General features: G+C 37.3%; 23 protein-coding genes. 18 read left to right on the forward strand and 5 right to left on the reverse strand.

Features of this window, described 5'->3' with window-relative positions; genetic code table 11:
• Positions 1 to 3: 3 nt before the first annotated feature.
• From L1967_RS13425 to L1967_RS13470, 10 genes are all read left to right on the forward strand, one after another.
• Positions 4 to 1,260: an MFS transporter gene (locus L1967_RS13425; protein WP_094998192.1), complete on the forward strand. Its 1,257-nt coding sequence runs from the start codon at positions 4 to 6 to the stop codon at positions 1,258 to 1,260.
• Positions 1,261 to 1,300: 40 nt separating this feature from the next.
• Positions 1,301 to 1,513: a hypothetical protein gene (locus L1967_RS13430; protein WP_094998191.1), complete on the forward strand. Its 213-nt coding sequence runs from the start codon at positions 1,301 to 1,303 to the stop codon at positions 1,511 to 1,513.
• Between the two features lie 52 nt (positions 1,514 to 1,565).
• Positions 1,566 to 2,255 (forward strand): HupE/UreJ family protein, encoded by a 690-nt coding sequence (locus L1967_RS13435; RefSeq protein WP_094998190.1) that lies wholly within the window; start codon positions 1,566 to 1,568, stop codon positions 2,253 to 2,255.
• 19 nt (positions 2,256 to 2,274) lie between these two features.
• Positions 2,275 to 2,898: a hypothetical protein gene (locus tag L1967_RS13440; RefSeq protein ID WP_249602065.1), complete on the forward strand. Its 624-nt coding sequence runs from the start codon at positions 2,275 to 2,277 to the stop codon at positions 2,896 to 2,898.
• A 389-nt stretch (positions 2,899 to 3,287) separates the two neighbouring features.
• On the forward strand, positions 3,288 to 3,779 hold the full coding sequence (locus L1967_RS13445; protein WP_094998188.1) for an asparaginase domain-containing protein: 492 nt from the start codon (positions 3,288 to 3,290) through the stop codon (positions 3,777 to 3,779).
• A 5-nt stretch (positions 3,780 to 3,784) separates the two neighbouring features.
• A complete protein-coding gene (locus tag L1967_RS13450) occupies positions 3,785 to 4,699 on the forward strand; it encodes a helix-turn-helix domain-containing protein (protein WP_229702473.1) in 915 nt (304 codons plus the stop codon).
• 275 nt (positions 4,700 to 4,974) lie between these two features.
• A complete protein-coding gene (locus L1967_RS13455; RefSeq protein ID WP_094998187.1) occupies positions 4,975 to 5,811 on the forward strand; it encodes an RteC domain-containing protein in 837 nt (278 codons plus the stop codon).
• A 322-nt stretch (positions 5,812 to 6,133) separates the two neighbouring features.
• Complete coding sequence (locus L1967_RS13460) at positions 6,134 to 6,418, forward strand: helix-turn-helix domain-containing protein (RefSeq protein WP_094998186.1); 285 nt, start codon at positions 6,134 to 6,136, stop codon at positions 6,416 to 6,418.
• 4 nt (positions 6,419 to 6,422) lie between these two features.
• Positions 6,423 to 7,175: a hypothetical protein gene (locus L1967_RS13465; RefSeq protein ID WP_094998185.1), complete on the forward strand. Its 753-nt coding sequence runs from the start codon at positions 6,423 to 6,425 to the stop codon at positions 7,173 to 7,175.
• Positions 7,159 to 7,821 (forward strand): ATPase, encoded by a 663-nt coding sequence (locus L1967_RS13470; RefSeq protein WP_094998184.1) that lies wholly within the window; start codon positions 7,159 to 7,161, stop codon positions 7,819 to 7,821. The genes L1967_RS13465 and L1967_RS13470 overlap by 17 nt, the downstream gene beginning before the upstream one ends.
• A gap of 104 nt (positions 7,822 to 7,925) precedes the next feature.
• Here the strand turns inward: L1967_RS13470 and L1967_RS13475 are convergent, their stop codons facing one another.
• Entirely contained in the window at positions 7,926 to 8,558 is a 633-nt protein-coding gene (locus L1967_RS13475; RefSeq protein ID WP_094998183.1) for an N-acetylmuramoyl-L-alanine amidase family protein, read from the reverse strand.
• Between the two features lie 189 nt (positions 8,559 to 8,747).
• Here L1967_RS13475 and L1967_RS13480 point away from each other — a divergent pair, with 189 nt between their 5' ends.
• The 8 genes from L1967_RS13480 (at position 8,748) to L1967_RS13520 (ending at position 15,905) form a co-directional block, all read left to right on the forward strand.
• Positions 8,748 to 9,035 (forward strand): hypothetical protein, encoded by a 288-nt coding sequence (locus L1967_RS13480; protein WP_094998182.1) that lies wholly within the window; start codon positions 8,748 to 8,750, stop codon positions 9,033 to 9,035.
• Between the two features lie 270 nt (positions 9,036 to 9,305).
• Positions 9,306 to 11,708, forward strand: coding sequence for a TraG family conjugative transposon ATPase (locus tag L1967_RS13490; protein WP_094998180.1), 2,403 nt, complete (start codon positions 9,306 to 9,308; stop codon positions 11,706 to 11,708).
• A 4-nt stretch (positions 11,709 to 11,712) separates the two neighbouring features.
• Positions 11,713 to 12,288 (forward strand): conjugal transfer protein, encoded by a 576-nt coding sequence (locus tag L1967_RS13495; RefSeq protein ID WP_094998179.1) that lies wholly within the window; start codon positions 11,713 to 11,715, stop codon positions 12,286 to 12,288.
• A 2-nt stretch (positions 12,289 to 12,290) separates the two neighbouring features.
• Positions 12,291 to 13,133, forward strand: coding sequence for a hypothetical protein (locus tag L1967_RS13500; protein ID WP_094998178.1), 843 nt, complete (start codon positions 12,291 to 12,293; stop codon positions 13,131 to 13,133).
• Positions 13,134 to 13,144: 11 nt separating this feature from the next.
• A complete protein-coding gene (locus L1967_RS13505) occupies positions 13,145 to 13,759 on the forward strand; it encodes a conjugal transfer protein TraK (RefSeq protein ID WP_094998177.1) in 615 nt (204 codons plus the stop codon).
• The gene (gene traM, locus L1967_RS13510) at positions 13,749 to 14,678 is read left to right on the forward strand and encodes a conjugative transposon protein TraM (protein WP_094998176.1); all 930 of its coding nucleotides are present in this window, start codon (positions 13,749 to 13,751) and stop codon (positions 14,676 to 14,678) included. The genes L1967_RS13505 and traM overlap by 11 nt, the downstream gene beginning before the upstream one ends.
• Entirely contained in the window at positions 14,675 to 15,535 is an 861-nt protein-coding gene (locus L1967_RS13515; RefSeq protein ID WP_094998175.1) for a DUF4138 domain-containing protein, read from the forward strand. The genes traM and L1967_RS13515 overlap by 4 nt, the downstream gene beginning before the upstream one ends.
• Before the next feature lie 7 nt (positions 15,536 to 15,542).
• Positions 15,543 to 15,905, forward strand: coding sequence for a hypothetical protein (locus L1967_RS13520; RefSeq protein ID WP_094998174.1), 363 nt, complete (start codon positions 15,543 to 15,545; stop codon positions 15,903 to 15,905).
• On the opposite strand, the gene L1967_RS13525 is transcribed toward L1967_RS13520, so the two are convergent.
• The 4 genes from L1967_RS13525 to L1967_RS13540 form a co-directional block, all read right to left on the reverse strand.
• Positions 15,871 to 16,212, reverse strand: a complete 342-nt coding sequence (locus tag L1967_RS13525) for a winged helix-turn-helix domain-containing protein (protein ID WP_229702472.1) — start codon at positions 16,210 to 16,212, stop codon at positions 15,871 to 15,873. The two genes, L1967_RS13520 and L1967_RS13525, sit on opposite strands and share 35 nt — an antisense overlap.
• An 83-nt stretch (positions 16,213 to 16,295) precedes the next feature.
• Positions 16,296 to 16,916, reverse strand: coding sequence for a hypothetical protein (locus L1967_RS13530; RefSeq protein ID WP_094998172.1), 621 nt, complete (start codon positions 16,914 to 16,916; stop codon positions 16,296 to 16,298).
• 3 nt (positions 16,917 to 16,919) lie between these two features.
• Entirely contained in the window at positions 16,920 to 19,958 is a 3,039-nt protein-coding gene (locus tag L1967_RS13535; RefSeq protein WP_094998171.1) for an HsdM family class I SAM-dependent methyltransferase, read from the reverse strand.
• A 205-nt stretch (positions 19,959 to 20,163) separates the two neighbouring features.
• A complete protein-coding gene (locus tag L1967_RS13540; protein WP_094999277.1) occupies positions 20,164 to 21,744 on the reverse strand; it encodes a type IV secretory system conjugative DNA transfer family protein in 1,581 nt (526 codons plus the stop codon).
• Positions 21,745 to 21,752: the final 8 nt, after the last annotated feature.

Genomic DNA, 21,752 nt, shown 5'->3' on the forward strand with positions numbered 1-21,752 from the left:
AAAATGAACAAGGCTTTATCCAACTTAACAGAACCTTTTCAGGCCCTGCACAATAAATTATTCGCCAAGTTATACTTGGCACAAACCATTAGCTTATTGGGGGACGCCATTACCTGGGTAGGTTTGGCCTTGTTGGCATATCAATTTGGGGAAGAAAGGGCTGCGGTAATTTTAGCCACGGCCCTCACCTTGCGGGTAACAGCCTTTATCATATTCTCTCCTTTTGCAGGTGTTCTTGCAGACCGGATTGACCGAAAAAAGATTTTGTACGTTACCCACTTTATTAGAATGGGTCTTGTGGCCTTACTGCCATTCGTTACCGCAGAATGGCAAATTTATGCCTTGGTATTTTTGATGAATGTGTTCAATGCTTTTTTCAGTCCTACTTACCGCTCGGTAATACCGCAAGTTGTAGACAAAAAGTTATATCGGGAAGCAATTGGATTGTCGGCTGCCACTTATCAGATTTTGGGTATTTTGGGGCCTGGATTAGCAGGGATACTGGCCGTATGGCTGGGTGCCAGGGAAATATTTCTGGTCGATGCGGCTACATTTATAATAGCAGGTATTTTGCTCTTGACCCTCCCAAAAGAGTTTCTAAATGCTCCAGAAGAACATATTTCAAAAAAACACCCGACAACCTGGCAGGAGGTTACCAAAGGCATTAAACTTTTATTTGGTAACAGATACATTCGATTTGCTCTTTTCATAGAACTAGTTTCGGCAATGGCTGGTGCCTTTATACTGGTCAATACCATTGTTTTAATAAAGGGTGAGTTGAACCTAACTGATAAGGAATACGGTTGGACTATGGCCGCATTCGGGATTGGTGCTGCGGTGGCTGCATTTGTTTCAGGAGCTGTGGATAAGACCAAATCCAGACAGGTTTCCCTAATAGTTGGAGCTTTGGTACTAGGCCTCGCCATCAGTGCTGCCAATTACTTGAATTTTTCCCTACTTCTTGTGTTTTGGGTCCTTGCCGGATTGGGTCAAAGTTTGGCAGAGATACCTTCGGAAACCCTTATTGGCGAAAACATTTCTGGAGAGGAACAGGGAAAAGTCTATGGTTCCCATTTTGCCTTTTCACATTTGTGGTGGGCGATTTCTTATCCTATTGCAGGATTTCTCGGGACCAAAGTGCCTGAAAAGGATTTTCTCTATGGTGGGATGCTTACACTTTCACTGTTACTGATTGTGTTCCTGTTTCTTAGACCAAGAAAGAAGCCTAAAATTTCAAATCAATACAAATTAAAAGCATAGAATAATAATTCATAAACACTAATATCTAAATCAATACATTATGAAAAGAGTACTTTTTATCACAGCAGTTGCAATGACACTTTTAGTATCCTGCAAGGAAACAAAAAAGGAAGAGACTTCTCCAGCGGTCCAAAAAAACACTCCGAAGGACAACAATGCAGAAATGATAAGAATTCAGGACAGCATTCAATTGGCAAGAAAAAAAACAATGGATAGCTTAGAACAGGTTAAATCCCACGGGCACGCACATTAATATTCACATCTCATTACATCATAATTTGTATTGAGATTTAATCGAGTTTACTATGAAAATAAAAAAGATAATATCCTTCTTGGTATTGACTCTCGTTTGCACACTTTGTACAAGTGCATTTGCCCACGGAGTAGATGAAAACACCCAAACATTTTTGTTGGGAAATAATGGTGTTGCCTTTGGGCCATTCTTATATATAGGGGCGAAACATATGATTACTGGCTATGACCATCTACTATTTTTGGTAGGTGTCATCTTCTTCCTCTACAAGCCTAAGGAGGTATTGTTATATGTTAGTTTTTTTACTATCGGGCACAGTACCACCTTACTGTTTGGTGTTTTAAGTGACATCACAATTAACGCCTACCTTATCGATGCCATAATTGCCCTTTCTATCGTGTATAAAGGATTCGATAATTTAGGTGGTTTCAAAAGATTCTTCGGCAAACAACCCAATACCAAAGCCGCAGTTTTGATATTCGGATTGTTTCACGGTTTTGGCCTTGCAAGTAAACTACAAGAATTCAAGTTTGACCGGGAAGGCCTTTTTACCAATCTAATTGGTTTTAATATCGGTGTAGAAATAGGTCAGTTTATAGCATTGGCAATTGTATTGATTCTTATAACCGTTTGGCGAAGGCAACGCAGTTTTATGAAATTTTCAACAATTACAAATACAGCTCTTATGGCTGCTGGGTTTTTACTTCTCGGCTTCCAGTTAACCGGCTACTTTACATCATAAACAAATAACTATGTCAGAAATGAATCATCCAATATTGGAAAAAAATAAAATCATAAAAGCAACCATTATATCACTTCTTATAGGTGCAGCATTATTGGTAATAGCAGTATTACCGGCAGAATATGGGATTGACCCGACTGGAGCAGGAAAATTAATTGGCTTTAGCAAACTTTACGTCCCTGAGGACCCCCAAGCAAACAATTTGGCGGCTATTGCATCAAACACTTCAGCCCAAACAATCAAACTTGAAAAAGCAGGTTCAGGCCCTAATGTAGAAAGGCCTTTAGAGGCTGATAATCCACCTCCAACCACTCAATTAAATCTGCGTGAAGATGAAACCAAAGTGATTGTTCCTGCTGGGAAAGGTATCGAGTTCAAACTAAATATGCTCAAGTATGGAAAAATGAAATACGAATGGACAACCTCTAATAATGAAATTCTCTATTTCGATTTTCACGGTGAGGTAAAACAAGAAGGGGAAGTCAAAGAAGTTTACTTTGAAAGCTACACCATTGCCAATTCCAATAATATGGTGGGTACTTTTTATGCCCCTTATGAAGGAAAACACGGTTGGTTTTTTAGGAATAACAGCAATGAGGACGTGACCGTGTATTTTAGGCTTAAAGGTCAATACACTTTATAATATTAAGTCCTGCAATGGAAGGTGAATTTCTGAGCCCAATGGGAATAGCCTTCCATTTGGCAGGCACAAATTTGTTATGCGTAAATTTTGTATAGCCACAATTTAGATGAGAGTATGTACTATGTTGAATCTTTCCATTCTCAATACGAGACAGTTAGAAAATAAGTTGAAAACACTATAATACCGTGTCTCAAAGTAGAAGAAATAGACGAAAGAAAAAAGTTCAAAAACCAATTAAGGACAAAATCACGAAAAAAGATAAGATAAAAGGTATTATTGCTCTTTTTCTCCTAGTCATATCTGCTTTTCTGCTTTACTTTTTTGTGCTGAAAGGTAACATTCATAAGCACTGAGTTGAATAGGGAATTGACAAACCGAAAAAATTAAAAATGATACACATTCTTACAACAGGAGGCACAATTGAGGACTTGGATTATGAAAATCCAGAAAATAACAATACACAAAGCAAAATAACGATTAAAGAATTTCTTGATTATGCTAATGTGTCTACCCCATACCTTATTGAAAAGGCATTTGCAAAGGATAGCCGTTCAATTACCGCTGAAGACAGAAATATTTTACTTCAAAAAATAAATGGTTCCAGTGTGGAAAAGATTTTAATAACACACGGCACTTTCACTATGGAAGATACTGCAGTTTACCTGGGAAAACAAGAAATCAAGAAAACCATTGTTCTTGTAGGCTCATTTATAATGGGGTCTTCTAAAAATACAGATGCGACCTTTAATTTGGGTTTTGCAATTTGTGCTTTGCAATTCTTAAAACAGGGTGTTTATATCGCTATGAACGGGAGAATTTTTCTATGGGATAATGTTACTAAAAATAAGGAAACTAATAAATATGTTTTAAAAAATGGATAACCTGAATGTTTGGCACATCAATACATTGGACAACTTTCTTCTATCTTTTAATAGATATGGTCATTGTATTGCTCACTTTTTACTTTTCAAGACGAAATACACGAAGTAGCCTTCGACGGTTTTTATATCTCGGCATCCTTTTCATTGCGTACAATGCCACGGGCGGATTTTTACCCGTAGACAACTTTCCAGGACCATTGATCCTTCAATATATCATTACGTATGGCGTGGCCATTGCGTTATGCGTATATATCGTTTACTACCTATATAAAGAGTACGACATTGTTGTGCTGAAATTCAACTCATCCATTAAAAATCTCGCATTTTTAGCAAGTGGCAGCTATGTTGTTCTTTTTTTGATGCCCTATTTTTTGACAGACTCTTTGGATGCGGCTCGCTTTCTTTTTACTATTCCAATTTCCTTAATAGCATTTATATTTCTCATCATCTTTTACAGGCGTATTTCGAATCCGAGCAATCCGAATGCCTTTATTTTAAGGAGAAACAAATTGTCTATGGTCAGCGTAGCGAGTATAGCCCTGTTGCCCATTTGCACCGTCATAGGCGATTATCAATGGATAACCTTTACCGTAATGAACTTGGCCTTTTTTGCCATTACAGCCATCGAAGTAGATAGGTATCTGTACTTTTTGGAAAACAATACTCGAATGTATGAAGTATTTGCCCTTAAGAAAAAACAGCGCGAGGAATCCGTAGAGCGAAAAATTATATATGAGGATTTGACACGGCGGGAAATTGAAGTTGCGCTATCCATTCTTAGCAATCTTAGTTATAAGAAAATTGCCGTGGAACTTTTCATTGCCGAAAGCACCGTATCAAAACACGCCTCAAATATCTTTAAAAAAACCGGTGTAAAGAACCGTCGTGAATTCTTAAAGCGATTTCGCAAAAAAAGATAAATAAATTACCTCTGAAATAACCTAAGTAAATTCAGTGTCTCACAGAGTTTCCGTAGAAAAATACGGCTCGTTCCGTAATTAAATACGGCAAGTTTTCCTTGTACGTTTACGAAGTAAAATTATTTTAGTGAGAGTTCCTTAAAATACACCTATGAGCCACAAATTAAATGAACTGTGGCGTTCATTTATTTCATTTTGCAGGACTATAATATCATCTAACCAACCGCATCAACTAAATCCCATTTCTATGGTTTCATATCAAAATACACCTGCTTATGGACTTTCAATTATTAACACAGCGACTAAAAAATGATCTCGATGATATAAAACTTCAAAATAAGAGCATCCTTAAAAGGGCACAGCATTCCATTGGGCTCTGCCGTGATTCATTAAGCACGCTGAAAAAAGAGGTTCAGTCGGAAGGCTTCAAATCCATCCAAGACGAAATATACTTTTTTAAAGTAACTAAACAAGCCCCTCTCGTTGAGTTAATCTATTATTCCGAAATCCATTCGTTTGAAATCCAGTTCCCGAAAATCGACCTAAAAAGCCAGCTCAAGTCCATCAAAAAGAAAAGCAACAAACTCAATCGATTTTTTCTCTACAATCTCGATTTTGGCAGGTATATCGAATCAGGACAGACACATTTTGATAAAGAATATTATACTCGTGATTACCTAAACGGGTATCACATTACGCTTTCCAAATTCTATTTTCAAGACCCGGAATTTTGCACAGCACGAGATATGTTGCTCGGCAAGTACAATGCCTACAAGTCCCTGACCAAATACTTAGTGGATAAGCAAAATAAATTGAAGAACGGGTTGACTGGAAATGATATTTCCTTATCTAAAATCGAAAAAATGCACTGGCCGTTCAGTAATACAGACTATGTGGAACTCATTTATGCGCTTTACGCTAAAGGGCTTGGCGCTAAAAACAATCTGAGTATCGTTAAAATTTCAGATTATTTAAGCCAGATTTTCGATGTTGAGCCGAAAGACATCTATAAAACCTATCAAGACATCAAATACAGGAAAAAAAGCCGAACCCTTTTCCTCGATGAGCTGTCCGCATCCCTTATTTCTGAAATGGATAAAAGCGAGAAATAGTGTTATCTGCGAGCCGTTTATCCATCAAATCAAAATGTTAAAAAAAGACCGTAGTACGGTTGACCTACGGTGTTTTGGTTTTCAGCCTATTGCTCATATAATATGAATCATTTTATAGATAGAATTTCGCAGTTGCACTTTCAAATACTGTCAAAACACCCCAAATTTCAAGATGTTAAATTTTGACCGTACTACGGTCGTACTGGGGAAGAAAATCGATTAATCCGTATCAAATTTGTAGAACGAAAGTCAAATCGGGTTAAGGGCTATCATCAAAAATTTAAAACCTATGATAGTCCTTTTCTTTTAAAATCGTTCTATTATGCCGACAAGTATCATCACCACAGACGACCTTCGGGAATTCAAGATGGAATTGCTCGATGACATCAAAAGTCTTTTAGCCAAACAGGCTTCTGGAAAAATCAAGAAGTATCTAAAATCTGCCGAAGTAATGGATTTGCTTCAAGTAAGTCCTGGCACACTGCAAAATCTTCGCATCAATGGCACCTTGCCATACACTAAGGTAGGCGGAATCATCTATTATGATGCTGAGGAAATTCAAAAGGTAATGGATGCCAACCGTGTGCATCACGGAATAAATTCCTGAGAATATGAACTACATAAAGCTACTCAACGCGGCTTTTGAAACGTTCTATTTTGATGACCGCCTAAATCCTACCCATATCAGTCTGTATATGGCGCTGTTCCAGGAATGGAACAGCTGTCGCTTTATGGACGAGTTCTATGTAAACCGAAGGGAATTGATGCGCGTGGCCAAGATTGGGTCAAAATCAACTTACCACAGGTGTATAACAGAGCTTCATTCTTGGGAATACCTATCCTACTTTCCTTCCAACAATCCATACAAGGGCAGTAAAATCAAGATGTCCATTTTAGGGACAAGTGATGAACCAGCTACGGGACAGTACAATCCCATATTGGAACAGCTTGCGGAACAGTACTACCCCAGAGGTGTACCGCTTGAGGGACACCACCATCCCAAAAATGGACAGGCCGTGTACCAACACCGTCCCACCAATGGACAAGCACTGGTATCTAATACAAACAATATCAAACAAGAAAACTATATAAAACAGCCAAAGGGCAGGCAGGCCGCTATTTTATTTTTTGAAGAAAAAGGTTTTGATGCTGATGAAGGAAAAAAATTCTACGAGCATTATGCAGACCGAGAATGGAAAACGAGCGACGGAAAACCGATACGGGATTGGCGCTCATTGGCTACAAACTGGATGGATAGAACCGAGCTTTTCGAAGAAGAAAACAAACCAAACAAAAAAGAAGTGTCCCAAATCAAGGACAACTTGCGAACCACTAAAAACAAAGACTATGGACAACCCCTCTAAAATTACTGAAGGTGGCGTGGAATATTCGCTGGGAAAATTCGATGGTAAAAGCGTTCTCTACGATTTCCCTAAAATTCTGATTTACCTGAATGCCAAGGGCAAACTGTTGTTCGGAAAGAAATTCAGGATTTATGATGAGGACAAAGATATTTTACTGAAGCTTTGTTCCTACTTTATCAAGGATAAAGAAAACTGTACAACCTACGGCATAGATATAGACAAAGGCATTTTACTTTCTGGACCGGTAGGTTGTGGGAAAACCAGTTTGATGAAATTATTACGCCATTTGGTTCCCTTGCAACGCCCTTATGAAATGATTCCCTGCCGTAACGTAACATTTAGCTTTAACCATTTAGGATTTAAAACAGTTGAGGAATATGGTAACACCAAATTCTATTGTTTTGATGATTTAGGGGTAGAACCTTCCGGTAGGTTCTACGGAAAGGATCTGAATGTGATGGGCGAGGTACTGCTATCCCGATATGAACTCTATCTTGACACGAAACGCAAAATTAAAACCCACGCCACTACCAACCTCAATGCCGAAGAATTGGAAGTGCGTTATGGTAACCGTGTCCGAAGTAGAATGCGAGAGTTCTTTAATCTGATTGCTTTTGACACAAAGGCTGTGGACAAAAGGAAGTAGCTCAATTTATGAAGGACTTATATAGCAGAATAACTTCTGAGATGAATTGTAATACAATATCCTTTAAGCTCTTTGTTAACTCTAAAAATAGTTCTTTCATAATTCTAATGTTTTTGAAGGGATTGTAATATGGTCAATGCAATAGGTTGGATGTTATTGGAATCAGAAATAAACTTGCCTTCATCCTCATTACTCAAAAATCCCAATTCCAAAAGAAGCGAGGGACAATGATTAATAGTTTCCCGAAGCACTTGGAAGTCGGCAAACTTTACACCTCTACTTTCATATCCTAATTGTTTATTGAGTACAGCTTGTAGCTGAAATGCAAGCCAAGTGACATCATCAGAATATTTGGATGTTGCACCTGCCACATAAATTTCAATGCCTCTTGCACTCGAATTATCCGAATGATTACAATGCAAGGACACAAACAAATCAGCTTTAAGGGCTTTAGCCAACTTCGTTCTATCAAATAAAGAAATGAGTGTATCGGTGTACCTGGTCAAATAAATATCCAATGGGGTATCCGATTTATCATTCAATTTCAGAATGGTATTCGCAATATTGAGCGCAACATCCTTTTCTTGGATGCCATTTATACCAATTGCACCCGAATCTTTTCCACCGTGTCCAACATCAATTACAATTCGTTTTTGAGTACTCGTTTCCTGTCCGAAAACGATGCACATTTTCAAAAGCAAAAAGACAAAACTGACGTTTTTGAGCACTTTTTTCATTTTCAATTTTCGGGTTATCAACAACTTCACTTCAAAAATTCATAGCATTTGATGCCAAATAATAGCAACGGAATTCAAACAAAACCAAATAATATTTTATTCACAAATATTTGATTTTCAGTTATTTATATTCAAATATATTTAAATTTCCCATAACGAAAACAACACAAAAATTTAAACTGTTACGTTATGAAAAAATCACCCTATTTAGCATCCTTTCTTTCGCTCTTATCCACTTCGCTATTTGCTCAAATTGGTGGCATTGAAGATTCAGTTAACGATGTGGGCGATACCATCAGGACCGTATTTCCCATTTTACTCGGTGTCATTTTCCTTGTTGGTTTCCTCTTTAATGCAGGCCATTTCTTTGGCGAAAATGCTGACCTTAAAAAGGGGATTACCCGAGTTCTCGTCTTTGTTTTGATTGCCGGTGCGGTAGTCGGCATATTCACGTATCTCATAGGAATCGTGGTATAATGAAGCAGTTCGAACCGTATAAAAACATAAGGAAAAGGGCAGTCATTTTTGGCTTGCCCATTTCCCTTTTTGCATTGATGATGGTTTCCATTCTTGCTTCCCTTTTGGTCATTATTTTCTCTTTCAGATTTGGGATAATTATAGGCGTACTGGTTTTTAACGCTGCGCTCTATGTAGCATTGACAAGAATTACCCACAACCCTCAGCTATTTCAAACTGCCAACGCATTCCCGAAAATTATAAGCAACAAAAGAAATTCAGGCTTCAACTATGAATAAGATTAACCTTTCTAAATATCAACCGATTGCAGATATTCAGGACAATATCGTGTTTGTCAATAATGGCAATGTGGTTTTGTGCTATAAAGGGAATCTACCCGAAATTTATTCGTTGTCCGAAAAGGATTTTGAGGATATGCACGGTGCTTGGTTTCAGGCTCTGAAATCATTGCCTGTTGGGACTGTGGTTCATAAACAGGATATCTACCTCAAAAAATCCTATTCTTCAGAACAGCTTCCGAATAAAACTTTTTTAGAGAAAGTAACACACGAGCATTTTAAAGGTCGTGGATACATAAAACATAAGTGTTATCTGTTCTTCATTTTGACCAAGAACAAGGCACTTAATAATTCAAAATATGTTAATCCTTTCAGAAAAGTTTCAAAGGGAATCGTGCAAGAACTGGATGACAACGTTAAGAGCTTTGTCAACTCGGTAAGTGATTCTGTATCCTTTATCAATAATAGCCGAAAGATGGAATTCATTTCGCTTAAAGCGAAAGAGATTCAGCAACTCACAAATGACTATTTCAATGGTTTCAATGAAGGCTTTGATACCGACATCATATTAGAAAAGAAAAGCGTCAATATTGGCAAAAACCATTTTGATGCCCTGGCCATCAATAGCGAACTGTGCTTTGGCGAAAGTGTACAGAGTAGCAAGACCAATGAGAAATTCACTTCTGACGATTTTGTGTTTCATCAAGGGTTTATTGATGGTTTAGGGCTTACGCTAAACGAGAACCACATCGTCAACCAAATCCTGTATCTGGATGACAAACAGAAATGGCGAAAACTGCTGGATAAGAAAATCGAGGAACTGAACAAAAGTTCAAATTTCGGTTCGCAGAACAAAGTGGTGCTTGGGAAGATTCAACGTATCCTTGACCAAATAAATGCAGATGACAATGCACGAATCATTCGTGGTCATTTGAACATCGTGTATTGGTCTAAAGATGCCAAAGAACTCGATAAGATAACCTCAAAAATCAAGACCGAGTTTAAGGAACTGGATATCATCCCATACTATCCACGAGGCGAAGAACGGAAGAATTATATTCTGAACAGCTACTGCTGTTTTTCATCCAATTTCTCGAATAATGATTTATATGTAACAGATTTAAAACACGCACTCTGCCTGTTTATCAATAACACCAATTACAAGTCCGATCCAACCGGAATCATCTTTAACGACCGTGAGCATAACATTCCTGTTTTAAAAGATGTCTGGGACGAGCGCAAGAAACGCATCAAGGCACGGAACTTTGCCATTTTTGCACCAACGGGCGAAGGCAAATCGTTTTTGGCCAATAATATTTTACGCCAATATTTTGAGAGTGGTGTCCGCCTTGTCATTATCGATTTGGGTGGTTCTTACACCAAGTTTGCCAAACTCTATCCTGAAAAATATACCGTGCTTCGCTATGAAAGTGGAAAGAACTTGGGCATAAATCCATTTTACATCAGCAATGCAAATGACCTCACACCGGAACGGTTAGAGGATTTGTCGGTGTTCCTTTTTGAACTGTTTGCTTCGGATCTGAAAGTGACAAAAGCGCAATCGGTTTCCGTCAAAAAGATACTGCGCCATTATTATGACAGCACTTCAGAAAACCACTCTTTGGATGGTTTTTACAGCTTTATAGAAAGGAATCAGAAAGACCTTTTGAGCACCCTTAAAATCCATCCCGACTATTTCAATGTTACGAGCTTCTTGCACGTGATGTCCGAATATGTCGGCGATGGTCTATATAGTTTTCTATTTGAAGTAAGCGAAGACCAGACCTATAAAATCGAGGACAAGCGATTGATCGTTTTTGAACTGGACGAAGTCAAGGATAATAAGGAAATTTTGTCCGTGATGTTGAAACTGATTAAGTCCGCTATTCAAAGAACGATTTGGAAAAACAGGGCAGAAAAAGGTATCATCCTCTTTGATGAGTTTGCCAAGCAACTGAAGTTTGATAACGTACTGGAAAGTGTCGAGTTCTACTATCAAGCCATCCGAAAACAGAATGGTGCGATTGGGATTATTCTTCAGTCTATCAATCAGCTTCCAAATAATTCCACCTCGGCAAGTATTCTTGAAAACACACAGGTCATTTATAGCCTAAACAATGAGAAGGGTTATGACGAATTGGTCAAAAGGCTCAATCTGTCCAGCCACGACCTAAACCAATTAAAATCCATCAAGAATAATCTTACCGGACCACGGAAATACACCGAAATGTTCATCAAAATAGGTAGGGAAAGCAACATTTTCCGTCTCGAAGTTCCGAAGGAAGTATATGCCGCTTACCTAACAGACGGTAAGGAAAATGAGGAAATAATGAATCTCTACAACGAGCATCGGGATATGCAAAAAGCAATCATTCAATTCACATCTAAAACATAATATTATGAAGACAAAAATCTTAATTATCGCAACGGCATTCATCTTTTTACTGCCTGCACGCGCTGCGTGCCAAGGAATGCCTGTTTATGACAATACCAACTTTATCAGTTTGGTAAAGCAACTTTTGGAATCGGGAAAACAGACGGCAGAAATGATAAAGTCCGTCAAATTTTTAAAGGATGCTAAAGAAGCTATTGAGAAAGTATCAAGCGTTGTGCAACAGCTTAGGGCGGTTGAGGAAATCGCACAAAACAATCAGCGCCTTATCAATGTAATGCAAAATGACCTTCAGGATATTCTGAATTCGCCATACATCAAACCCGAGGAAATTGATAGGGTGGTGGCCTCGTTCGAAACCATTGTCCAAAATTCATTGGATACGGTGGATTTTATAGACGAAGTCCTTTCCAGCGATTACCTGAAAATGAGCGATGCCGAACGTGCTGAAATATTGAAAGCAAAAGAACTGGAATCCAAACAAATGGTTTCCAACATCACTACAAAAACGAAACGCTATCGTGACATTATTTCTTTCAGAAAAATGCAGGATAAAGTCAATAACCGAGAAACAGAATATTAAAAATGACCGCGACCATCATTTTAGGGATTGGGTTGGAATACATCGATACGGTGTTTCAGACCATACAGGCCAGCGACTTTTCGCAATATACTATTGCTGGAATGAAAACGCTTGCTGTCCTATTTTTCTTGGTCAATATTCTTAAAAAATACAACGAAGGTATTGCAGACAAAGATGGTTACACTTGGGGATTGAGTCCGGGCGAACTGGCCAAGAACTTCGCAATCGTCCTATTGGTCATATTTTCAACGCAGGTGCTAGGATTCTTTGATGGTATATTGGTAGCCATCGAGGGACAATATAGGGGCACGGCACCTGCGTTGCTTCCATTGCAAATGCAGGATATTCCTATTGAAGAAGACGTTAGCATCATTGAAGTTGCGCAAGCAGCTATGACGCTCTTATACGAAGCCTTGGTAACACCCCTTTACGGCTTCAAAATATTTGCTTTTATTATTAGTCTTTTCCTCTGGATTTTGGATTTGTTTATCTATCCGCTGTTTTTGGCAGAGCGTTTTTTCCTTTTGGGAATAATGCAGGCATTTTTTCCTTTGGTCATTAGTTTGGCAGTATTTGAAAAGTTCCGTTCGCTTGCCTATACATTTTTCAAATTGTATGCTGCGGTTTATATGCTTGTACCAGCTTTTTTTCTTGTCAATGTATTCATAAATACGCTATATACTGAAATCAACACGAACTTTTGGACAAATTTATTCGGTACTGATGTTGGAAGTGGATTCTTTGCACCAGTCGTTCAATTGGGTTCTGTTGGCTTTATCGTCTTCCTGAAATTTAAATTGTACAGACGGGCAACCTCTTTCACATTGAGATTATTTACCAACTAATTCAATTCAAAATGAAAACACCATATAAGAATATTTACAACGTCCTAAAACTGAATCGGTTTATCGTTTTAGCAGTCGTTTTATGTTCGTTATTATCAAGCACTTTTTCGGTTTGGATGGTATTCAACACCAATCAAAAGGCGCTCAATAGTGCATTTGCGATTAATACTGATGGCAGTATTATTCCGCTGAAACTCGTTACACAAAAAGAAAATTTCAGGGTGGAAGCTTTGGCGCATCTGGAATTGTTTCACAACTACTTCTATAACATAGATGCGAGCAATTATGAACGTAACTTGGAAAAGGCGCTGTGGTTGGGCAATAGTTCTGTCGATAACTTATATCGCCAGAAAAAAGCGGATGGTGTCTATAATCGGTTACTACAATATTCGCTCGTTCAAAAAGTATTGAGTATTGATTCAAAAATTTCAGAAAGCAACGGTGCGTACAGTTTCACTACGACTACCATTTTTGAAATCAATAGAGGATCTATCATCGATACCTACGAATTGGTTTCCACCGGAAACCTAATTATGGTGGACCGGAACTTTCCCAATAATCCGCACGGACTTTTGATTACGAATTACTTCGAAAACACTTTAAAAAAACTGAATGATGAAAGTTGAGAAAAACAAAATAGTATTTGCAGCGGTATTGGCCGTGATTTTCATATTCCTCATTTCCTATTCCGTAATGGTAATGGGCGATGATGACAGCGAGAACGAAAGCCTACAACAGACTTTAGTGCCTGATTTGGAAGAAGACCAGAAAGAATACGAGTCCAAGCTCGATGCGATTAACGACCTGAAGGAAGTGCGCGAAACCAATGCACCCAGCATCTATGATGAAAAGTTGATTGATTCCTTGGGCTTTTACGACCCAGATTTAATAGAACGTGAAAAAGAACGCATTGTTGACAGTATCTATGATGCAGGCAAGATTAAGTATTCCGAAAAGCGATATCAAAATTTGGGGCAAAGGCGAGCACCCCAAAAAACTATACCAAAAGTGGATTCAGCTGAAGTTAAAAGAACTCAAAAAATTGAAGCTAAGGAACTGGGCTTGGAACATCAACTGTTCTTTGCCGCTGCGCCAAAACCCAATGAAGTTTCAATTATCGGCAACACGGACGAAACGATTTATGTAGTAGTGGATGGCGACCAAGTTGTTCAAGCAAATACCCGATTACGGATGCGCCTTACCAAATCTGCTACTATCAATGGTAAACTGATGCCAAAGAACACACCCATTTTCGGGTTTATCAGTTTTCAGCCTAATCGTGCATTGATTGAGATTGAGAATATAAAACACCATCCCACCAAACTTAAAGCCTTCGATTTGCAAGACGGTAGCGAGGGTATCTATGTTGAGAACAACTTTAGAGAAGAAGCTACAAGAGAGGTACTCGATGATGTTATTGGTGATATTAATATCCCGAGTGTACCACAAGTTGGCGAACTTACACAAGTTTTCAGGCGTTCTAACCGAAGGGTAAAAGTAACCGTACTGAACAATTACAGATTAATTCTAAAACCTAAATTATGAGAGCAAAAATTATAATATTAGCAATAATGATTTCCACTTTCGTACCTCGACCTTGCTCGGCGCAGGCTACAGCGAATGCACAAAAGACGTACCTACTTGATACCATTTATGCGAACGACACCAAAAACGTTGCACTATTCTTTCCAGAACCTATTCGGCAAGGCATAACCGGTTCAGATAATTTCGTCTTTACCTACAATCGTGAGAAAGAACAGTATTTTGGCCTGTTACAAGCCAAGCCTGGAAAGGAAAGTAATTTACTGGTAGTCAACCGAAATGGCTCGATTTTTTCGTATATTGTAAGGTATAAAAAACAGCTTTCTAAGCTCAATTATTTCATTCCAGCATCCAATAGTATCGGGAATGAAAGGCCGATTGTAACCGATTCAATTCTTGCTGAATCCTCTGAAGAGCGTGTAGATAACAGAACCTATTATTACCAAAAATTCTGCTCGTATTTGCTCAACAGAAAACAGCGCATAGGTAGAATCAAAAAGCGAAGTGAAGGTATAGTTTTGAATGTTGAGAATATCGTTTTTGATAAAGAAGAACTGTACTTCGTTATCCGGATTGAGAATAATTCTACTTTGGATTATGATTTGAATTTCTTGAACCTTTCGATTGAGACACGACAGAAAGGAAAAAGAAAATCGCTACAACGTTTGTATCAAGAGCCAATTTATAAACATAATCTGGCTTCAAAAATTGTAGAAGGTCAAACGGTACGGTTCGTTTATGTGTTGCCCAAATTTTCATTATCCAATGACCGTAGGGCAATTTTAGAACTGAATGAAAAGGATGGCGAACGGAATATTGAAATGAAACTATCACACAGATATATTAATAACCCAAATTAATACTGTTATGAAAAAAAACGTCATTTGCTCACTCGTACTTCTATTCATTTCCTGTTCAGAAAACAAGAATGTGTCGCCTTCAGAAACTGCCAAGATTGTTGCAGAAAGCTTTTTCTCAAAAGATGAATCAGTTCTAAAAAAACATACCACATCAGAAGGGTATGCCAGTTTGATTACGGTTCAAAATATGATGCCTGATTCTGATAAAGACATTGAGGTAGAAATTTTAGATGAAGTTGTAGATGGGGAAACTGGTTGGGTAAAATATACCACCTCTTATGATGGAAAGTCTGGTGTTTTCAAATTGATAAAGGAAAATAGTCAATGGAAAGTCACTAATAAAGGACCAAGAGAAAAAGGGCCTTTTTAATAGACTGTATTATTTTTTTTGCGAGATTAACTTCCCAATAACCCCTTGTTCCCCCTTGACGCTCTATATATCCAGCATCCTTTAAGTTGTTTAGATGCTTCTGAATTGCGGATTCATTTACATTTAGGACTTCTGCTATTCCTGAACGGCTTATGCGGTTATCTGCGGCAATCAATTTTAGTACTTGCTTTTGCCAAAGGGTCAATTCTGAAATAGCATCTATGATTTTTTCGATTTGACCACCTTTTAGACCACCCCTTACACCACCTATTTGGCCACTTTCTTCAACAGCAGTTTCTCTGGCCATAAATGTCATTCTAAGAAAGTTATCTGAAAAACTAAAGCTCTCTTTTCCATAGTGTTTCAAAATACGCGGGATACCAGAGTCCTTTAGGCGCTACTCAAAGAAGTGAAATCAAACATAAAATGTTTTATTAACATATCGTCAGGATGCTCTGATTCGTAATACTTGTCGTGAAAATGATAGGGTTTGAGTTTCAAAAATTCAAGTTCCCTTTCGTCTTTTTTCAAAAGTTTATTAACCCCATTTACGGTTTTGTCTAAATCTCCTTCGAGTACATACCCAAGTAGGCATCCGTTCTCATATTTATTAGTAACAAAACTGTTAATTCCGGTATCAATATATCGTCGTTTTAAACCAGAATCTTTTTCCTTAAGGTTTTTGGCTTCCATATGGTATTCGAATTCTAGGGATGAATTTATAGTTACCAATCTAAGATCTATTCTAGGAAATTTCGCTGCAAAACCTTTTTCCTTTTCTATATCGTCTTTCGGCAAATGCTGCTCAACATTTGTAACGATTCGCCACTTTAATCTTAGTGGATTTTCCTTAATGCATTTGTGCAATTCCCAAGTAATGTCATTTTCATCCCAGTTGAGTTTGATGACTTTTGTTTCCATAGCTGAAACATAAGATTCTGTTATCAGCTGAAAGCATTTTTCTTCAAAGCCTCTTTTAAAGCTGGCAACTATGACTTTGTTTAATCCCATTTACTATACCTCATTAAGAATTTCCAGTATTAATTCCGAAGCGTCTTCAATCGCCATAGATTGAGTCCAGAATCGTCTCTGATTGGGACGAACAATAAAAATCTCGTTGCCTGTTTTATAATTTAATTTTTTTCTGAAATAGATGTTAGTTGCCTTCTTTTGCCATAGTACCTTGTCGAGTTGTCTTAGTTCATTATCTAAATTTTCCTTAGATTTTATTAAACCTCCCTTTTTAGTTCCAAAAGACAATTTAATCATCATCAATGGTGAATAGTATGGCATTCTAAAAGTTGTAGCACCACAAATGATTTCTTGATTATTAAGAAATTCGTTTATTTCCGAAGAGATTCGTTTTGCATAGTTTGTTACATCTGCTATCGGTAATAGAGCTTTGGATTTTTGCTTATTTTCGAATAGGTCAAGACTATATTCCAGACTATCATTTATTATGACCATTTCTCTATCAGTCATTCCCAAAACATCTTTCAAAATTACCTTGTCAATCTTTTCTTCTAACTGGGAATAATCCTTTTTCAGAAAATCTGATTTAATCCCACTCATAATTTTATCAAAATGACCTACAATTTTCGATAAGTTTTCTTGATTGAGCAAATTTATAATTGCTGGCGTATCCATCACTTCATCCATAAAAATTTGCTCTCTTTCTATTCCCCAGGAAGAACTAACCATAAATAAAATATAGGTAGTAATTTTTGAGTTGAAAATAGCTGTCAGCGCTTTCTTTTCATCACTCTCTACATTTCCGTTAAATATGTAACAGGCTGTTGTACAATATGCGAAGTAATCAATATATGATGCGGTTAACTTTCTATTCTTCTGTCCTTTTTTAAATAATACATATGGCGGTTTAAACAGATTTTGGTCTATATTCCTAAAATACTTATCATTCTTTTGCAAGGCATCAGTAGGTGTATAAAATCTTTGGATGTACCTTGAATTAATTACTTGCTCTGGAATAAAATCTTGATGCTCTCTGTCTCCATTTAGTCCTGCCCTAGGCAAGCTCCAACCATTTTTGTTGTTTTTCAAAAAAGCCTCCATTGAGACTGTTTTCTTTGATATTCTCTTGATAATATCGAAGTCGCTCATTCCGCCCCACATAGCAACCTTCCAAATTTTAGTGGATGGTTTTTGACATTCCTCTCTAGGAAGATATTTTAAATCAGTACTATCAATACTTACACCTTCAATAACATTTGATTTTATATATGTTTTTGGGGCGTAATAAATAATTGTGTTAGATTTCTTTTTAGGGGCATTTTTTCTGTAAAATATTACGCTAATCGGTCCAGTTGCTGAACCAAATAATTGACCCCCAAAATCCTCAGGCACTTTCCTTAGAATTGAAAAATTATATATCTTTTCTACATAGCATTCATTAAAAAGCCATTGTCGAAATGATTGATATTTACCATTAGTGTTTGTCAATACCTTAGTATTAAATATTAAGGCAATTTCGCCATTCTCTGCAATTTTGGTTGCCTTGTGTAAAAACGGTAGAACCATTTCCTTCGCGAATCCATATTTATCGCTATAATCTCGAATAGATTGAGATAGATTCTTAGTGCCGAAAGGCGGGTTTCCAACCACCAAATCAAACTCGATTTGTTCTACTTCAGGATTTTGTTGAATAGTATCACTTCGGAATAGATTATTACCTTGTTCAACTAGAGTCTCATCCAAAGGGTCATTTATCAAATATGGTAAGCGATAATCTTTGTTTTGCCAAATCGTCTTAGGATTCAAGTTGTCAACTAAAGCCAGATAAAGACTAAAAGCTGCTACCTTGATGGATTGGGGATGTATTTCTATACCAAATATATTATCCGTTAGTAGCTTCTTCAGCTTATTAAAATCCGTAAGTTTTTCCGAATTGGCATTTTCGTAACGCTTTACCAAACGTTTGAAACTTTCAACCAAAAAAATCCCCGAACCACACGTTGGGTCTAAGACCTTAATGTTAAATTCTTTTTCTGTCCTAGAGATTGGTAATTTCTCATTTAATATGAGTTCAACTAGTGACGGTGGTGTATAATAAGTGCCAGTATCTTGTTTTAAAGTAGGGTTTATTTCAGCCAAGAAATTTTCATAGATTTCACTTAATAATTCTATTTGAATAATGCTAAAATCGAATAGGCGTAGATCTTCAAAAAGATTCTGCTGTAAGGTATTATCATTACCGTTGATAAAACACTTTCGGATAATTTTTAGATGTTCTCTAGAAATTGACTCATTGCTATCTATGGTAAACACATTACCATTAAAATATTCTTCCAGTTTCTTAAATAGTGAGTATGTTTTATCTGCATCGTCTAGAATGTCAAAATAAGACTTCGCTCCTTTTTTGATTTCTGAATAGAACTTTTCATCGGTTGCGCCTCTATCCTCTAAATACAATAGGAATAGAGAACGCATTATTATTTTATGAATTAGGTCTATTTCTAAGCCTTCCGCTTGTAATTGCTTAGCGGTATAGGTAAGGCTCTCTACAAGGTATTTATCAACCCTTCGCTGAAGGCTTATCTTCTTTCTAATCTCATAAGCTTCTTCTAATGTCCATATGATACCTGTATCAATAGCAATAGTGGAAAAAAGATTTTGAAGCTGTGTGAGTTTGGTTTTATCTTTGAGCTTATAAGACTCAATTTCGAGCGTTTTAAGTTCCTTCTTATAGTCAAAATCATCTGATTTGATTATAAGAGGTTTCTCGGCACAATTGTATATACGGATTTCAGTTTCCGAATAAACGTAAAGAAAAATTACCTTTTTGAAGTTCCAGATTTTTTTTTGAGTCTTTGCAATTTGATGAAGAGCACGGTCATCAAATTTTTCAACCTTTTTTAAAAAAACCGCAGGATAACTATTATGATTTTCGTCGGTACTGAAATAAATTTCATCAATACCGAAGTCTTTCACTTGATTAATTACAACTAGCTGACTTTCAGAAATTTGATTAGATTCCGAAGTAACAGAGACGGCCTTGTCCAAGCCTAAATTTTCTATTATATCAAAATCAATCATATCGAAAGTTGTCCAAAATATCTGATAGTTAGTTACATACTAAATTAACTCCAAAGGTACAAATGATTTTGCGATTTTGATAATCGAAGTTTTACTATTATTTGGATATATTCCATAAAATCGGATAGGTAATTGATTATCCAATTAAATGAACTGTAATTAATAAAAGTGTTAATGATTTCAATAAAAATGAAAGCACAGCATATTATTTAAATATCGACCGCACTTCTTCATAAACACGCTCAAAATTAGCATTCATATCAGCAATTGAATATTGCTTGGCTTCTTCTGGTAGTTTCCTGTTTATTTTAGATAGTTTGAACTGCACTTTCTTATCCTTCCCATCAGCATAGGTAATGAATTCGCCTTGTTTCAACCTAAAGAAAACATCAGCCCGTATTTTCGGTATTTCCTTTTCGCCTGTAGTAATTCGGGTGTCAAAATCAAGGTTATGACCACGACTTATACTTTTGGTTGGATCCTTGATGATTTCAAAAAAGCGTTCGTAATATTTAGCGGTGTCCGGGTCGTTGACCTTTCCGAAAAACTGATAGGATAAATTACTGAGAATCGCTTTGCTTGCCTTGTCGCCATACATCATATCGTTCTGAATTTTGTCCTGCATCACGTAGATGGTCGCTATATCATAGCTACGCAACGTTGCAGGAATGCGATGCATATTCAATAGTCGAATGGTCGGTGCTTCTTCCATCAATAAGAATGATGGTCGAGAATTGCGCACACTCATTTGCTTGGTAATGGTGTGGATAATGGTGGCGATTACTGGCGAATAAGACGTTTCAAATTTGGGATTATTTACGATAGAAATTACTGCTGGATTTTCCTCATTATTGATATTGAGCGGTACTTCATCTGCTGACAAAGCCATAAAAATCCGTTGTGTACTAATTCGTTTCAGCGCATTGGCCAGCGTGCTTTTAACGCCTGCGGTCTGCCTATCGGAATCCTTTCCACTAATAAAAGCATCTGCCATCGCCTTCGATGTGGTGTTGGTTTCTAAAAATTGGATAAGGCTGTCCGTGTCCAGATATTGGTAAATGGCAATCAAATGGGGAAGTGTACAGAACTGTGGATAGGTGGTTTTCAGTTTCCAAATCAACCCACCAATCAAACCTTCCGCAGCATCATTAAAGAATTTTGTTGTTCCGGTAGCGCCACTTTCTCTTTGTTCTAAAAGGTTTTCGATTAATACCCTTGACACTTCGTTTACGCTTTCCTCGTTCTCTAAATAGCGTGGCGCAATAGGATTTACCCTGTGGATGATTTTATCAAAAGAAATAACCTTAAATGGGATATCGCTATCCTTAAAAAGTGGGTGCGCCATTTCGGTCAGTTCAAAATCCTTATAGTCGTGGATAATTCCGCAAAATCCTTCTTTACGGAAATGTTTTAAAAAACCATAAACCACGCTTTCGGTCTTGCCACTTCCGGCAGAGCCGATAACAGATGCCCCACGTTTTACGTTTTCCAGTTTAAAACTTCCGTTATCTGTGGCAAAATTAACGCGGTATTTACTATCGTCATTTTTTGGCTTGTCCGTTTTGTGCAAAAAAACGTACAGTCCTGTATTAATTAGCATCATCGGACAACCTAAATAAAGCAGGGTCAATATCAACCGATTTTCTTCGGAAAGATAAAAAATCAGACCTGCGATTAGCAGTATATTCAGTGCGAACGCATACCGACTGATCCTGAAAAACGAATAAAATAGTAAACTGGTCAAGCCAATAACCGAGAGTACTGTAAAAAGATTATCTATTTCCATCATCCTAA

It is taken from the genome of Zunongwangia pacifica, from assembly GCF_023499215.1.
Taxonomy (GTDB): Bacteria; Bacteroidota; Bacteroidia; order Flavobacteriales; family Flavobacteriaceae; genus Zunongwangia; species Zunongwangia pacifica.

What these genes read in the sequence shown, in the direction of transcription:
- L1967_RS13520 (WP_094998174.1), top strand. Translation starts at nt 15,543, where the DNA reads ATGAAAAAAAACGTCATTTGCTCACTCGTACTTCTATTCATTTCCTGT.
- L1967_RS13460 (WP_094998186.1), top strand. Translation starts at nt 6,134, where the DNA reads ATGCCGACAAGTATCATCACCACAGACGACCTTCGGGAATTCAAGATG.
- L1967_RS13435 (WP_094998190.1), top strand. Translation starts at nt 1,566, where the DNA reads ATGAAAATAAAAAAGATAATATCCTTCTTGGTATTGACTCTCGTTTGC.
- L1967_RS13455 (WP_094998187.1), top strand. Translation starts at nt 4,975, where the DNA reads ATGGACTTTCAATTATTAACACAGCGACTAAAAAATGATCTCGATGAT.
- L1967_RS13490 (WP_094998180.1), top strand. Translation starts at nt 9,306, where the DNA reads ATGAATAAGATTAACCTTTCTAAATATCAACCGATTGCAGATATTCAG.
- L1967_RS13530 (WP_094998172.1), bottom strand. Translation starts at nt 16,916, where the DNA reads ATGGGATTAAACAAAGTCATAGTTGCCAGCTTTAAAAGAGGCTTTGAA.
- L1967_RS13470 (WP_094998184.1), top strand. Translation starts at nt 7,159, where the DNA reads ATGGACAACCCCTCTAAAATTACTGAAGGTGGCGTGGAATATTCGCTG.
- L1967_RS13450 (WP_229702473.1), top strand. Translation starts at nt 3,785, where the DNA reads ATGTTTGGCACATCAATACATTGGACAACTTTCTTCTATCTTTTAATA.
- L1967_RS13445 (WP_094998188.1), top strand. Translation starts at nt 3,288, where the DNA reads ATGATACACATTCTTACAACAGGAGGCACAATTGAGGACTTGGATTAT.
- L1967_RS13540 (WP_094999277.1), bottom strand. Translation starts at nt 21,744, where the DNA reads ATGGAAATAGATAATCTTTTTACAGTACTCTCGGTTATTGGCTTGACC.
- L1967_RS13525 (WP_229702472.1), bottom strand. Translation starts at nt 16,212, where the DNA reads ATGGCCAGAGAAACTGCTGTTGAAGAAAGTGGCCAAATAGGTGGTGTA.
- L1967_RS13535 (WP_094998171.1), bottom strand. Translation starts at nt 19,958, where the DNA reads ATGATTGATTTTGATATAATAGAAAATTTAGGCTTGGACAAGGCCGTC.
- L1967_RS13430 (WP_094998191.1), top strand. Translation starts at nt 1,301, where the DNA reads ATGAAAAGAGTACTTTTTATCACAGCAGTTGCAATGACACTTTTAGTA.
- L1967_RS13505 (WP_094998177.1), top strand. Translation starts at nt 13,145, where the DNA reads ATGAAAACACCATATAAGAATATTTACAACGTCCTAAAACTGAATCGG.
- L1967_RS13440 (WP_249602065.1), top strand. Translation starts at nt 2,275, where the DNA reads ATGAATCATCCAATATTGGAAAAAAATAAAATCATAAAAGCAACCATT.
- L1967_RS13475 (WP_094998183.1), bottom strand. Translation starts at nt 8,558, where the DNA reads ATGAAAAAAGTGCTCAAAAACGTCAGTTTTGTCTTTTTGCTTTTGAAA.
- L1967_RS13500 (WP_094998178.1), top strand. Translation starts at nt 12,291, where the DNA reads ATGACCGCGACCATCATTTTAGGGATTGGGTTGGAATACATCGATACG.
- L1967_RS13495 (WP_094998179.1), top strand. Translation starts at nt 11,713, where the DNA reads ATGAAGACAAAAATCTTAATTATCGCAACGGCATTCATCTTTTTACTG.
- traM (WP_094998176.1), top strand. Translation starts at nt 13,749, where the DNA reads ATGAAAGTTGAGAAAAACAAAATAGTATTTGCAGCGGTATTGGCCGTG.
- L1967_RS13425 (WP_094998192.1), top strand. Translation starts at nt 4, where the DNA reads ATGAACAAGGCTTTATCCAACTTAACAGAACCTTTTCAGGCCCTGCAC.
- L1967_RS13515 (WP_094998175.1), top strand. Translation starts at nt 14,675, where the DNA reads ATGAGAGCAAAAATTATAATATTAGCAATAATGATTTCCACTTTCGTA.
- L1967_RS13465 (WP_094998185.1), top strand. Translation starts at nt 6,423, where the DNA reads ATGAACTACATAAAGCTACTCAACGCGGCTTTTGAAACGTTCTATTTT.
- L1967_RS13480 (WP_094998182.1), top strand. Translation starts at nt 8,748, where the DNA reads ATGAAAAAATCACCCTATTTAGCATCCTTTCTTTCGCTCTTATCCACT.